Annotated in this window: 11 protein-coding genes and 1 tRNA gene; 5 read left to right on the top strand and 7 right to left on the bottom strand. The window is 70.3% G+C overall.

The window, feature by feature from the left end; genetic code table 11:
• The first annotated feature begins 147 nt into the window (after positions 1-147).
• Positions 148-723 (top strand): HNH endonuclease family protein, encoded by a 576-nt coding sequence (locus tag ACQEU1_RS24995; RefSeq protein WP_433206273.1) that lies wholly within the window; start codon positions 148-150, stop codon positions 721-723.
• An 84-nt stretch (positions 724-807) separates the two neighbouring features.
• On the opposite strand, the gene ACQEU1_RS25000 is transcribed toward ACQEU1_RS24995, so the two are convergent.
• Positions 808-881 (bottom strand) — tRNA-Thr (locus ACQEU1_RS25000).
• Positions 882-989: 108 nt separating this feature from the next.
• Here ACQEU1_RS25000 and ACQEU1_RS25005 point away from each other — a divergent pair.
• From ACQEU1_RS25005 to ACQEU1_RS25020, 4 genes are all read left to right on the top strand, one after another.
• Positions 990-2,360, top strand: a complete 1,371-nt coding sequence (locus ACQEU1_RS25005) for a hypothetical protein (RefSeq protein WP_433206276.1) — start codon at positions 990-992, stop codon at positions 2,358-2,360.
• Between the two features lie 72 nt (positions 2,361-2,432).
• Complete coding sequence (kduI, locus tag ACQEU1_RS25010; protein ID WP_433206279.1) at positions 2,433-3,260, top strand: 5-dehydro-4-deoxy-D-glucuronate isomerase; 828 nt, start codon at positions 2,433-2,435, stop codon at positions 3,258-3,260.
• Entirely contained in the window at positions 3,257-3,982 is a 726-nt protein-coding gene (locus tag ACQEU1_RS25015) for an SDR family oxidoreductase (protein ID WP_433206282.1), read from the top strand. The genes kduI and ACQEU1_RS25015 overlap by 4 nt, the downstream gene beginning before the upstream one ends.
• A complete protein-coding gene (locus tag ACQEU1_RS25020) occupies positions 3,979-4,596 on the top strand; it encodes an IclR family transcriptional regulator (protein WP_433206285.1) in 618 nt (205 codons plus the stop codon). The genes ACQEU1_RS25015 and ACQEU1_RS25020 overlap by 4 nt, the downstream gene beginning before the upstream one ends.
• Here the strand turns inward: ACQEU1_RS25020 and ACQEU1_RS25025 are convergent.
• The 6 genes from ACQEU1_RS25025 to ACQEU1_RS25050 all read right to left on the bottom strand — a co-directional run bounded on the left by ACQEU1_RS25025 (position 4,573) and on the right by ACQEU1_RS25050 (position 12,218).
• The gene (locus tag ACQEU1_RS25025; RefSeq protein ID WP_433206288.1) at positions 4,573-4,974 is read right to left on the bottom strand and encodes a hypothetical protein; all 402 of its coding nucleotides are present in this window, start codon (positions 4,972-4,974) and stop codon (positions 4,573-4,575) included. The two genes, ACQEU1_RS25020 and ACQEU1_RS25025, sit on opposite strands and share 24 nt — an antisense overlap.
• Positions 4,967-6,163: a DNA polymerase III subunit delta' gene (locus ACQEU1_RS25030; protein ID WP_433206291.1), complete on the bottom strand. Its 1,197-nt coding sequence runs from the start codon at positions 6,161-6,163 to the stop codon at positions 4,967-4,969. Before ACQEU1_RS25030 ends, ACQEU1_RS25025 begins: the two co-directional genes overlap by 8 nt.
• 23 nt (positions 6,164-6,186) lie before the next feature.
• Complete coding sequence (locus ACQEU1_RS25035) at positions 6,187-8,223, bottom strand: bifunctional MFS transporter/dTMP kinase (protein WP_433206294.1); 2,037 nt, start codon at positions 8,221-8,223, stop codon at positions 6,187-6,189.
• A gap of 72 nt (positions 8,224-8,295) precedes the next feature.
• Complete coding sequence (locus ACQEU1_RS25040; protein WP_433206297.1) at positions 8,296-8,715, bottom strand: hypothetical protein; 420 nt, start codon at positions 8,713-8,715, stop codon at positions 8,296-8,298.
• A gap of 17 nt (positions 8,716-8,732) precedes the next feature.
• A complete protein-coding gene (topA, locus tag ACQEU1_RS25045; RefSeq protein WP_433206300.1) occupies positions 8,733-11,504 on the bottom strand; it encodes a type I DNA topoisomerase in 2,772 nt (923 codons plus the stop codon).
• 141 nt (positions 11,505-11,645) lie between these two features.
• The gene (locus tag ACQEU1_RS25050) at positions 11,646-12,218 is read right to left on the bottom strand and encodes a hypothetical protein (RefSeq protein ID WP_433206303.1); all 573 of its coding nucleotides are present in this window, start codon (positions 12,216-12,218) and stop codon (positions 11,646-11,648) included.
• Positions 12,219-12,252: the final 34 nt, after the last annotated feature.

The raw sequence follows: 12,252 nt of genomic DNA on the forward strand, positions 1-12,252 counted from the left end.
GCGTCCGCCGAATTAGGCCGTTGGGCGGCCATGAAGTCCAAGTGCCGCGGGTAGTTCCCGTTCATGCGGTGGTTGCTGCTGATCCTTCTGCTGACGGGCTGTTCGGCGATCCCCCTCTCGTCGTCCCCAGCCACCCAGGTGGACCGAGTGCCTGCCGGGACGCTGGACGCCCCCGCGGCCCGCACGTCCCTGGCCGCTCTTCCCGTTGCCGCACCGGGGAGGTTGGACGGGTACGTGCGCGACTGCGACGACGGCAAGGCGTGCGTCTTCGGTCAGCCCTGGTTCGACACCGACGGCGACGGCTGCGACCAGCGCAGCCAGGTGCTGGCCCGCGACCTGGCCGAGGTGCAGCGCAAGCCAGGCCGCTGCGGCGTGCAGTCCGGCGTCCTCGACGACCCGTACACCGGCAAGCAGGTGACCACGGTGTCGAAGATCCAGATCGACCACGTGGTGCCGCTGGCGGAGATGTGGCGCAGCGGTGCGGCTTCCTGGGCGCCGGACCAGCGCGTGGCGGCGGCGAACGACCTGCGGAACCTGGTGGCGGTGGAAGGAAAGGTGAACCAGTCGAAGGGCGACAAGACGCCCGACGAGTGGATGCCGCCTGCCGCCGGATACGCGTGTTCGTACGGGCGGATGTACGTGACGGTGAAGGCGGCTTACGGGCTTTCGGTGGCGCCGGCGGAACGTTCGGCGCTGGAGCAGGCCCTCACGACGTGCGGCTGAACGAAGTCCGCAGTGCCGCGTTGGCCTCGATGGGAAATGCGGAAGGGCCAGGTCAGCGAGTGACCTGGCCCTTCCGTCTCACCGAGCCGCCTATCGGAATCGAACCGATGACCTGCTCATTACGAGTGAGCCGCTCTGGCCGACTGAGCTAAGGCGGCGAGACGCGATAACTATAACCGACCCGCAAGCGCGTTACTCACGGGGGTCCCCCTCGTTGTACGGACAGTGACCGAGGTCACCACCTCCCCACCGCCGAGGAGTGGTCCATGCGCCGTTCGTTGTCCGTGCCGCTGGCCGGGTTGCTGCTCGCGCTCGTCGCGATGCCCGCGCTCGCGCAGCCTCCGACCACTCCGGTGCCGGGGCCGCGCGATCCCAACCAGCCACCGGCGTCGGCGCCGAACGGGCCCCAGCCGCTCGCGCACGCGGTCGGGGACGCGGGGACCGGGTTGAGCGTGCTGCGGCTCGGGCCGCAGGGGGTTCCCACCAGCACGATCCTGCCCGGGTTCGGGGACCAGCTGCCGAAGCAGTCGGTGACCGAGTTCGGGTTGGGGCTCGCGAGTGCGCAGGTCAACACCGAGGCGTTCCTCGCGACGGAGCGGGTGGTGACGCAGGCCAACCCGTTCGGGTTCGCGGTGGCCGGGCGGGCGCCGCAGACGCCGGGGACGTTGGTGCAGACGGCGATTCCGGACAACCCTCAGCCGACCAACGGCGGGCTGCCGATTCCGGAGACGCCGCTCGCGAAGCTCAGGGCGTTGAACGGCAGCGTGCAGGCCCGGTGGGACGAGAAGGTCGGGCCGTGCGTGAGTCCGCTGGCCACGGCCAAGACGTCGTTGGCGGGGCTGGAGGTGCTCAGCGCGTTGCCGGCCGAGGTGCCGTTGCCGGTGAAGACGAGTCTGATCAGCATTCCGGACACGTTCGAGGCCAACTCGGTCGTCAAGCTCGTCGATCTGCCCGGCAGCAGGAACAAGGCGGTCGAGTCGACGTCGACGATGCGCGCGGTCAGCGTGGAGCTGGCCGGTGGCGTCAAGATCGACGTGGCCACGCCGCCGACGCTCACGGCCACGTCGACCGGGGACGAGCAGACGTCGAAGATCACGTACTCCGCGCCGGTGCTGAAGGTCAGCCAGAACGGCAAGGAGCTCGGCACGCTCGACGCCGCGCACCCGACGCTGGACATCCCGTTGTTGCTGGACCTGGTCGTCATCAAGCTGCAGATCGCCGGGCTCACCGAGAAGAAGGCGGCGTTCTCCGGCAACGGGTTCAGCGGGTTCCAGCTCGGCGCCACGGCGCGGATGCTCGACGTGCAGCTGCTGCCGACGGACAAGCTGAAGCTGCCGAACCTGCCCACGGCGCTCGCGCAGATCTCGCTGGGCGAGCAGATCGTGCGGGCCGCGGCACCGCAGGGTGGCGTGATCTGCGGGACGTCGCAGCCGCCGCAGACGACCGTGCCGCAGCAGCCGGGGGCGCCGGCCGCCCCGCCGAAGGGCGCGCCGCCGCTGGCCTACACGAACGCCGCGTACAACTCGATCCCGTTGTTCTGGACCGGAACGGCGTTGCTGCTCGCGGGTGTCGTGGTCTTCGCGGCGCTGCCGTCCAGGCGGCGGACCAAGGCGTCCGTCCCACCTGACGGACAGTGAGGTTGTTCTGGCCGGCGGAACGTAGTTCCATGCGGATAGCCATTCCGCCGCCAGATCGGAAGGCACGCCTCGATGCAGATCAGGCACTCGACCCACCCTGCCCAGCTACCGGGCCTCGACACGGACGGACTGCGGCAGCACTACCTCGTCGACGACCTCTTCGCACCGGGTGAGGTCCGGACCGTCTACACGCACGAGGACCGCATCGTCCTGGGCGGAGCGACGCCGAAACCGGGCGAGCCGCTGAGGCTGGAAAGCGCTTCCCCCTTGCGGTCGCGGTACTTCCTCGAACGGCGCGAGCTCGCCGTGGTCGCCGTCCGCGGCACCGGGACGGTCACCGCGGACGGCACGGAGCACGAGCTCGGCACGCGGGACTGCCTCTACATCGGACAGGGCGCGCAGGACGTCGAGTTCCACGCGTCCGGCGAGGACACCCGCTTCTACCTGTTCTCCACGCCCTCGCACGCGCCGCACCCCACGGCCGTCGCGCGTTACGACGAGGTCGAGGTGATGAACGCGGGCGACCAGAGCACCGCGAACGCGCGTGAGATCCGCAAGTTCGTGCACGCGGACGGCATCCGCTCGTCGCAGCTGGTGCTCGGCGTGACGTCGCTGAAGCCGGGCAGCGTCTGGAACACCATGCCGCCGCACACCCACGACCGGCGCACCGAGTGCTACCTCTACTTCGACCTGCCGGAGGACCACCGCGTCATCCACCTGTGCGGCGAACCGCAGAACACGCGGAACATCGTGGTGCGCAACGAAGAAGCGGTGATCTCGCCGTCCTGGTCCGTCCACAGTGGAGCGGGCACGCACGCGTACACGTTCGTCTGGGCCATGGGTGGCGAGAACCAGGCCTACGACGACATGGACCAGGTCGCCGTGACGGAGCTGCGATGAGCTTCTCGCTGGAAGGCAGGACAGCGCTCGTGACGGGCGCACGCACGGGCATCGGCCGTGCCATCGCACGCGGTCTGCACGAGGCGGGCGCGCAACTAGTCCTCGTCGGCCGTGGCGACCTGTCCGACGTGGCACCGGCGCTCGCCACGGTCTCGATCGACCTCGCCGAACCGCGGTCCGTCGAACCGGCGCTCGCCCCGGTCCTGGAAGAGCACCGCGTCGACATCGTGGTCAACAACGCCGGCACGATCCACCGGGGCGCCGCCGTCGACGTCTCGCTGGCCGACTGGCAGCGGATCATGGCGGTCAACCTCGACTCGGCGTTCGAGATCTCGAAGCTCTGCGGGCGGCGGATGATCGCGAACGGCGGCGGCAAGGTCGTCAACATCGCTTCGATGCTGTCGTTCCAGGGCGGCATCCTCGTCTCCGCCTACACCGCCTCGAAGCACGCCCTGGTCGGCATGACCAAGCTGCTCGCGAACGAGTGGGCGGAGTCGAACGTGCAGGTCAACGCCATCGCACCGGGTTACATCGCGACGGACAACACCGCACCTCTGCGTGCCGACCCCGACCGCGAGCCCGCGATCAGAACCCGCATCCCGGCAGGCCGCTGGGGCACGCCGGAAGATCTGGTGGGCCCGGCGGTGTTCCTTTCCAGCGCCGCGTCCGATTATGTGACCGGACACGTTCTGGTCGTGGACGGAGGCTGGCTGGCGAGATGACCGACACCGCCGTCGAGAAGACGCTCGCCGCGCTGGAGGCCCTGGCCGACCACCCGCGCATCACCGACATCGCGGGCAAGGTGCTGCGGCCGGTGGACACGGTCGAGCGGGCACGACCGGCCCTGCGCGCACTGCAGCGGTCGACGCGCTGCACCGTGCACCTGGCCGTGCTGTTCGGCGACGAACTGGTCTACGTGGACAAGATCGAGGCCGACAAGCCGTACCGCATGGCGTCACGGCTGGGCACGTCCCTGCCCGCCCACGGCACCGCCATCGGCAAAGCGGTGCTGGCCTCGCTCCCGGAGTCCGACCTGGACGCCTACCTCTCGCGAACCGGCCTCCCCGGCCGCACCCCGCACACGATCACCTCCTCCCCCAGGCTGAAGGCGCAGCTCACGCGGGTCCGCCGGTCCCGCTTCGCGCTGGACGACGAGGAGAACGAGGTGGGCGTGCGCTGCGTCGGCGCCGCGGTCCGCGACCACGCGGGCACGGTGATCGGCGGGCTGTCGGCGTCCTCGCTCGCACTGGAGCACTCGCTGCCCGAGCTGATCGCGCTCGGGCCGCGGGTGCTGCGGGCGGCGGACGAGGTGTCAGCCGCGCTGGGGTGGAGCTGAGAGGTCCGGCAGCAGGTCGAGCAGGCGCGCGATGTCGTGGAACCCCGCCGGGCACGCCTCCACGACGGCCTCGTGTCCCGTGACGGACTTCGCGTACAGCAGCAGGAACCACGGATCGAGCAGGTCCGGGTCGTAGACGTGCGCCTCGACGGTCACGCCGTCGTCGTCCTCGCACAGGTAGTGCGGGTCGTGGTGGTGGATCCACCACGTCCGCCCGGCGACCTCGACGGAGTCCGGCACCTCGTCGGACTCGTCGGGGTCCGGCAGCGCGTCCACCAGCAGGTGCGCCAGCGCGCGGAACTCCGCGATCAGCCGTTCCAGGTCCGGTCGCAGGCGCGCGGCCGTCTCCGGTGTCACGGTCACGCCGAAGTCAGCCACGGTGCAGGGTGGTGACCATTGCCTCGACGGCGATCCGCGGCTTCACGTTGACCTCGATCGCCTCGCGGCACGCCAGCACGGCTTCCAGCCGGCGCAGGATCGACTCCGGCGTCCACTGGGCTGCGGCCGTGCGCGAGTCGGCCGAGCGGTCCGGGTGCATCAGGGCCGCCTCGGAGCCGGTGCGCACGACCAGGGCGTCGCGGTAGAACCCGGCCAGGTCGACCAGGGCCATGTCGAGCGAGTCGCGCTGGGTGCGGGTGGCGCGGGACTTCTGGCGTTTCTCCAGGTCCTTCAGCGCTCCCTTGGCGCCTCGGGTGGCGGCGGCGGTGCCCTTGCCGGTGCCGCCGGCGCCCATCGCGGTCTCCAGGGCCTCGCGCTCGGCCTCGTTGCGGGCCTCGTTGGCGGTGGAGGCGTCGTCCTCCGCGGCCTTGATCAGCTCGTCGGCGCAGGTGAAGACGTCGGCGGGGCGGCGCAACGCCAGGGGGATCCGCAGCACGGCCTCGCGGCGGGAGCGCGACTGCGCGTCCGAGGCCAGGCGACGAGCACGGCCCACGTGCCCGCCGCAGACCGAGGCCGCCCACTGGGCCATCTCGGGCGAGACGCCGTCGACGTCCTCCAGGGCCGAGGCGATGGCGGCGGGTCGCGGTGAGCCCAGCGACACCAGGCGGCAGCGGGAACGGATGGTCACCGACACGTCGTCCGGGTGGTCGGACGGAGCGCAGAGCAGGAAGACGGTGCGCTCCGGCGGTTCCTCGACGGCCTTGAGCAGGGCGTTCGCGGCGCCCTCCGTCAGCCTGTCGGCGTCCTCGATGATCACGACCTGCCAGCGGCCGGAGGTGGGGCGGCGGGCCGAGATCTGCACCAGCGACCGCATCTCGGCGACGGAGATCGAGAGGCCTTCCGGGGCGACGACGCGCACGTCGGCGTGGGTGCCGTGCAACGTCGTGCGGCAGCCGGTGCACTCGCCGCAGCCGGGGCGGTCGTCGGTCACCACGCACTGCAACGCGGCCGCGAAGGCGCGGGCGGTCGACGAACGGCCGGAGCCGGGCGGGCCGGTGAAGAGCCAGGCGTGCGTCATCACGCCCGGTGCGGGGGTGCCGCCGGAGACGATCGTGGCCGCTGCCTCCGCGGACGCCGACAGGGTCGCCACCGCGTCGGGCTGGCCGACCACCTCGTGCCACACGCTCATGAGTGCAGTCTTCCAGCGGCGGGTCAGACCGCGGCTTCGGGGACCGCGCGCCTGCGACCGGCGAGCAACGGCACCACGGCGGCGCGCACCCGGTCGGCCACCTCGTCGGTGTCACCGTCCGCCTCGACCACCAGGTACCGGTCGGGGTCGGAGGCGGCCATCTCGCTCAGCAGCCGCTGCACGCGCCAGTGGTGCTCGGGGCCGATGCCCTTGCCGTCCACCACCGGGCGGTCCAGCAGGATCGTCAGGTCGGGGCGCAGCCTGCCGGTGGCCCAGTCGACCAGGCCTTCGAGCTCCTGGTGTTCCAGCGTGCTCGTGGCCGTGAAGTGCGCCAGCGGCGAGTCGACGTACCGCTCCATCACCACGACCGAGCCCGAGTCCAGCGCGGGACGCACCTGCCGTTCGACGACGTCGGCGCGGACGGCGGCAGCCACGAGGGCCTGCGCGCGCACGCCCGCCAGTTCTGCCGACGACAGCATCGTGCGCAACCGGCGTTCGTCGTGCTCGGGATCGGCGGCCAGCAGCACGTCCAGACCCTCGGCGCGCAACGCGGCGGCCAGGCGCCTGGCCTGCACCGACGTGTCCTCGCGGGTGTCGCCCTCGACCGCGATCAGCATGCCCGTGGTGTGCCGCCTGCCCCGGATCGCCGCGAACAACGACGAGAGCACCGGCTCCTCGCGCCGGTCGTCCATCTGCCGGTACGCGACGAGCCCGAGCACGATCGCGATCACGGCGCCGCCGAGCATCACCGGACGGCTCGCGTCGACCTCCATCGGGTGGCCGAACACGCTGATCTGCTGCTTCTGCAGCAACGTCAGCAGCAGCGGCGCGCCACCCGAGGCGCCGAACAGCACGACCTTCAGCAACGTCTGGATCAACGCGACCGTGCGGCCGCGCATGTCGTCCTGGACCTGCGAGCCGACGATCGTGAGGCCGGTCAGGAACGCCACGCCCGCGCACGCGCCGACCAGCGCCACCGTCAGCAGCGCGATCCACAGGTGCGGGGCGAGCGCGACCAGCGCGAGCGAGATGCCGGCGAGCACGATCGTGACGCCGAACAGGCGGTTGTAGGCGAGCCGCTGCGCCAGCCGCGGTGCCGTGGCCATGCCGACCGCGAGCCCGAGGAACACGGCCACGAACAGCAGGCCGAACGTCGAGGCGCCGCCCAGCAGCGACAACGCGTAGAGCTTGGCCGTGCCGATCACGGCGCCGGCCGCGGCGAACGCGCCGATCATGCCGATGAGCAGGCCGCGGACCAGCGGTGTCTTGCCGGCGAACTTCAGGCCCTCGCGGAACATCGCGACGAACCCCGGCTTGTCCTCGTCACCCTTCCTGCGGGTCGAGGACACGCGGCCGGACAGCTCCGGCAGGCGGGTCGCGACCAGGATCGCCGAGGTGAAGTACAGCAGGCCGTTGATCACCACCGCGATCGTCGCGATGTTGAACTCCAGGTTCCCGCCCTGCAGGTTCAGGTACGCGGGGATGCCCGAGATCAGCGAGTACAGGCCGAAACCGCTGATCGTGGAGATGCCGTAGGTCATCACCAGGCCGAGCTGGTTCGCCGACTCCACCTGGTCGGGGCGGCGCAGCAGGTTCGGGACCGCCGACTCCTTGGCCGGGATCCACAGCATCGCGCAGCAGCCGACCAGGAAGTTCGCGACGAAGAGCCAGATCGGCGAGCCGACCAGCGCGATCGAGATGAACAGCGACCCGCGCAGGACGTCGCAGACCACCATGACCTTGCGGCGGTCGAACTTGTCCGCGAGCACGCCGCCGATCGGCGCGAAGAGGATGCCCGGCAGCAGCTGGGTCAGCACGACCAGCGGCAGCGCGAACGACTGCCACTCGTAGCTCTTCATCATCGTGGAGACCAGACCGGTCAACGCGAGCAGTGACAGCCAGTCACCAACGCTGCACAGGTAGGTGACGAGCCAGAGCCGCCGGAACGGCCGGATGGCGAGTACCGATCGAAGCCGGTGAACCGTGGACACGCTGGACTGGGCCTGCCCTGCCTGGCCTGCCTCGGTCGCCGGTGTGTCCGCGTCCTGAATTTCCGTCACCCCTAAATCGCCACTCCCGTGCGATCAGCGTAACCGGATGTGGTGAGTCGAAAACGCGGACTCGGGACACGGCTAGCTGAAGATCGCTCCGAGGATGCTGACCAGGACCAGCACGAAGAACCCGACGACGACCAGGCAGCCGATGAACGCGGCCACCCCGCTCGTCTGCTGCGCGGGCTGTTGTCGTTGCGGCACAGGCGCTTGCGCCGGCATCTGGTAAGCGGGAGCGAACTGTTGCGGAGCGTACTGGTGCTGCGGGCGCGGCGCCCGGCCACGCGGACGCCGTTGCTCGCGCTGCATCTGCTCGTGGATCGCCTGCCGCATCTGCTCGGTCGGCGCCGGAGGTGTCGGCACCGCCACAGGTGAGCTGAACGACGTCCACTGAGGAGTGACGTAAGTGTCCGCCGTCACCAGCCCGGCCAGCGGGTCCGGGTACAGCCGGGGAGGCGGCGGGGCCTGAGTCCCGTCGGGTCCGAACTCGTTCGCCGGCACCGCCACCCCCTACGACATCAGCTCTTGGACTTGGCCGGAGCCTTCTTCGGCGCGGCGGGCTTCTTCGCCGCCGGCTTCTTGGCGGGGGCCTTCTTCTTGACCGGCCCCTTGGCGCGCTTCTCGGCCAGCAGCTCGGCCGCGCGCTCGTCGGTGATCGACTCGACGCTGTCGGTCTTGCGCAGCGACGCGTTCGCCTCGCCGTCGGTGACGTACGGGCCGAACCGGCCCTCCTTGATCACCATCGGCTTGCCGGACACCGGGTCGTTGCCCATCTCGCGCAACGGCGGTGCGGCGGCCGCGCGACCGCGCTTCTTCGGCTCCGAGTAGATCTTCAGCGCCTCGTCCAGCGTGACCGTGAAGATCTGCGACTCGTCGGTCAGCGACCGCGAGTCCGTGCCCTTCTTCAGGTACGGGCCGTAGCGGCCGTTCTGCGCGGTGATCTCGGCACCCGTCTCCGGGTCCTTGCCGACCACCCGCGGCAGCGACAGCAGCTTCAGCGCGTCGTCGATCGTGATCGTGTCCAGCGACATCGACTTGAACAACGACCCGGTGCGCGGCTTCGGCGCCTTGGCCTTGGACTTCGGGGTGGACCCGTTCTCGGCCGGTTCCGGCAGCACCTCGGTCACGTACGGGCCGAAGCGGCCTTCCTTGGCGACGATCTCGTTGCCCGAGACCGGGTCGGTGCCGAGCGAGCGGCCCTCCTGCGGCGTCGAGAAGAGCTTCTCGGCGATCTCGCTGGTCAGCTCGTCCGGCGCCAGGTCGTCCGGCAGGTTCGCGCGCTGCGCGGCCTCGTCGACCTCGCGCTCCAGGTACGGCCCGAAGCGGCCCACCCGGACGACGACCGTGCGGCCCTCGTCGTCGCTGAACAGCGGGATCGAGTTGACCTCGCGCGGGTCGATGTCCTCGACGCCCGTGCCGACCAGCTTCTTCAGGCCACCGGAACGGCCGATCGAGCCGTCCGGGCCGATGCTGCCGCCGAAGTAGAACCCGGACAGCCAGTTCGTGCGGCCCTGACGACCTGCGGCGATGCCGTCCAGCTCGTCTTCCAGCGCGGCGGTGAAGTCGTAGTCGACCAGCCGGCCGAAGTGCTGCTCCAGCAGCCCGACCACGGCGAACGCGACCCAGGACGGGACCAGCGCCGCGCCCTTCTTCCACACGTAACCGCGGTCCTGGATGGTGCTGATGATCGACGAGTAGGTGGAGGGACGGCCGATGCCGAGCTCCTCCATCGTCTTGATCAGCGACGGCTCGGTGTAGCGCGACGGCGGCGAGGTCGTGTGCCCGTCCGCGGACAGCTCCGCGATCGTCAGGTCCTGGTCCTTGACCAGCAGCGGCAGGCGCGACTCCGCGTCGTCCGACTCGCCACCGGCCTCGGCGTCGACGGTCTCGACGTAGGCCTTGAGGAAGCCGGCGAACGTGATCGTGCGACCGGAGGCGGCGAACGTGACCTCCTGGCCCGTCGCGGCACGCCCCTGGATGCGGATCGAGGTCGTGTTGCCCCGCGCGTCGGCCATCTGGGAGGCGATCGTGCGCTGCCAGATCATCTCGTAGAGCTTGAACTCGTCCGAGTCGAGCTCCGCCGCGACCTGGCCGGGCGTGCGGAAGACCTCTCCCGCCGGCCTGATGGCCTCGTGGGCCTCCTGCGCGTTCTTGACCTTGCGGGTGTACTGGCGCGGCTTGTCGGCGACGTACTGCGCGCCGTACAGGTCCGTGGCCTGCGTGCGGGCCGCGTTGATCGCGGTCTCCGACAGCGTGGTGCTGTCGGTGCGCATGTAGGTGATGTAGCCGTTCTCGTACAGCTTCTGCGCCGTGCGCATCGTGCGGTCGGCGGAGAACCGCAGCTTGCGGCCCGCCTCCTGCTGCAGCGTCGAGGTCATGAACGGCGCGTACGGCTTGCGGGTGTACGGCTTCTCCTCGACCGAGGAGACCTTGACCGGCGCGTTCTGCAGCCCGGCCGCGATGGCGCGGGCCTGCTGCTCGTCCAGCACGGTCACGTCGGCCTTGCCGGTGAGCTTGCCGTCCGAACCGAAGTCGCGGCCCGTGGCGAGCCTCGTACCGTCGACGGCCACGAGACGCGCGCCGAACTGACGCGGCGTGGCGTCCGCACCGGCGTCCATCTGCGCGGAGATGTCCCAGTAGCTCGCGGAGACGAACTTCATCCGCTCGCGTTCGCGCTCCACGACCAGACGCGTCGCCACGGACTGCACGCGGCCTGCCGAGAGCTTCGGCATGACCTTCTTCCACAGCACCGGGCTGACCTCGTAGCCGTAGAGGCGGTCGAGGATGCGGCGGGTCTCCTGCGCGTCGACCAGGTCCTGGTCGAGGTCGCGGGGGTTCGCGGCGGCGGCCTGGATCGCGGACTCGGTGATCTCGTGGAACACCATCCGGCGGACCGGGATCTTCGGCTTCAGGGTCTCGAGGAGGTGCCAGGCGATGGCCTCACCCTCGCGGTCACCGTCTGTCGCGAGGTAGAGCTCGTCGACGTCCTTCAACGCTTCCTTGAGCTCGGTGACCAGCGACTTCTTGTCGGCGGAGACCACGTAGAGGGGTTCGAAGTCGTGGTCGACGTCCACGCCGAGCCTGGCCCAGGCCTGGCCCTTGAACTTCGCGGGGACGTCGGCGGCACCGCGCGGAAGGTCGCGGATGTGTCCCCTGGAGGACTCCACGACGAAGTTGCTGCCGAGGTACGAGGCGATCTTGCGCGCCTTCGTGGGCGACTCGACGATCACCAGTCGTCGGGTGCTGCCCGCGCCTCCGCTGCTCTTTCTCGTCCGTGTCGATCCAGCCACTCGCCGTCCCGCTCTCTTCCAAACCCGGTTCCCAGGCCCGCCAGTGTTGCCCAGCGTCGGCCGAAAAGCACACCTGTCCGTCATGTCTCCGCGACGCCTGTACGACGAGACAGAGTGACACAACCATGCCGGACCGCCCGCTCAGGCCGCCGGCCAGGTGCTCATCGCCACTCCCTGAGGAGGGCTTCCGACCAGCTCAGCGAGCCGCGCCAGCCGTCGCCGGCCGGTCACCCGCAACGCCGGTGCCCCTACCAGGGTGCACGGAAGTCCGGATGCGAGCAGGGCATTTTGCAACGGCAGGTGTGTCTGCGGTGCGTTGGGGTCCAAACCGAGCAGGTACGCGGACTCCATCCAGCTGCCCGCGGCCAGCGCCCAGACGCGCAGCACTGCGCCGTTCAGCTCGAAGTCCGCCGGGACGGTCTTGACCGAACCAGTCAGCCAGCGGGCGGCCAGAGGGGTGAGATCCGTGCGGAACGGCGTGCGGACGAAGTGGGTGCCCTCCTCGTTGACGCACAGCTCCGTGGTCACCCCGCGCTCGGCGCAGGCCTGCTTGAGGGGGCCCAGCCGCCAGTCGTCGCGCAGCTCGGTGTACACGCGGGCGGCCGTACCGCGCGCGAAGCTGACGGCCTGACCCGGCCCGCAGAGGAAGCCGGCGAGGTCCGCCTTGGCCGGCGTGCGCGCCTCGGCCGAGAAGAAGGACAGCTGCCCAACCACGGCCCACAGGGTAGAACAGACGTTCGACTGTGAC

Origin of the sequence: Lentzea sp. CA-135723 (assembly GCF_050936595.1) — a bacterium.
In the GTDB taxonomy this organism is placed as follows: Bacteria; Actinomycetota; Actinomycetes; order Mycobacteriales; family Pseudonocardiaceae; genus Lentzea.

Excerpts from the sequence above, each read along its gene's own strand:
- ACQEU1_RS25005 (WP_433206276.1), top strand. The coding sequence starts at position 990 with ATGCGCCGTTCGTTGTCCGTGCCGCTGGCCGGGTTGCTGCTCGCGCTC.
- kduI (WP_433206279.1), top strand. The coding sequence starts at position 2,433 with ATGCAGATCAGGCACTCGACCCACCCTGCCCAGCTACCGGGCCTCGAC.
- ACQEU1_RS25015 (WP_433206282.1), top strand. The coding sequence starts at position 3,257 with ATGAGCTTCTCGCTGGAAGGCAGGACAGCGCTCGTGACGGGCGCACGC.
- ACQEU1_RS25020 (WP_433206285.1), top strand. The coding sequence starts at position 3,979 with ATGACCGACACCGCCGTCGAGAAGACGCTCGCCGCGCTGGAGGCCCTG.
- ACQEU1_RS25030 (WP_433206291.1), bottom strand. The coding sequence starts at position 6,163 with ATGAGCGTGTGGCACGAGGTGGTCGGCCAGCCCGACGCGGTGGCGACC.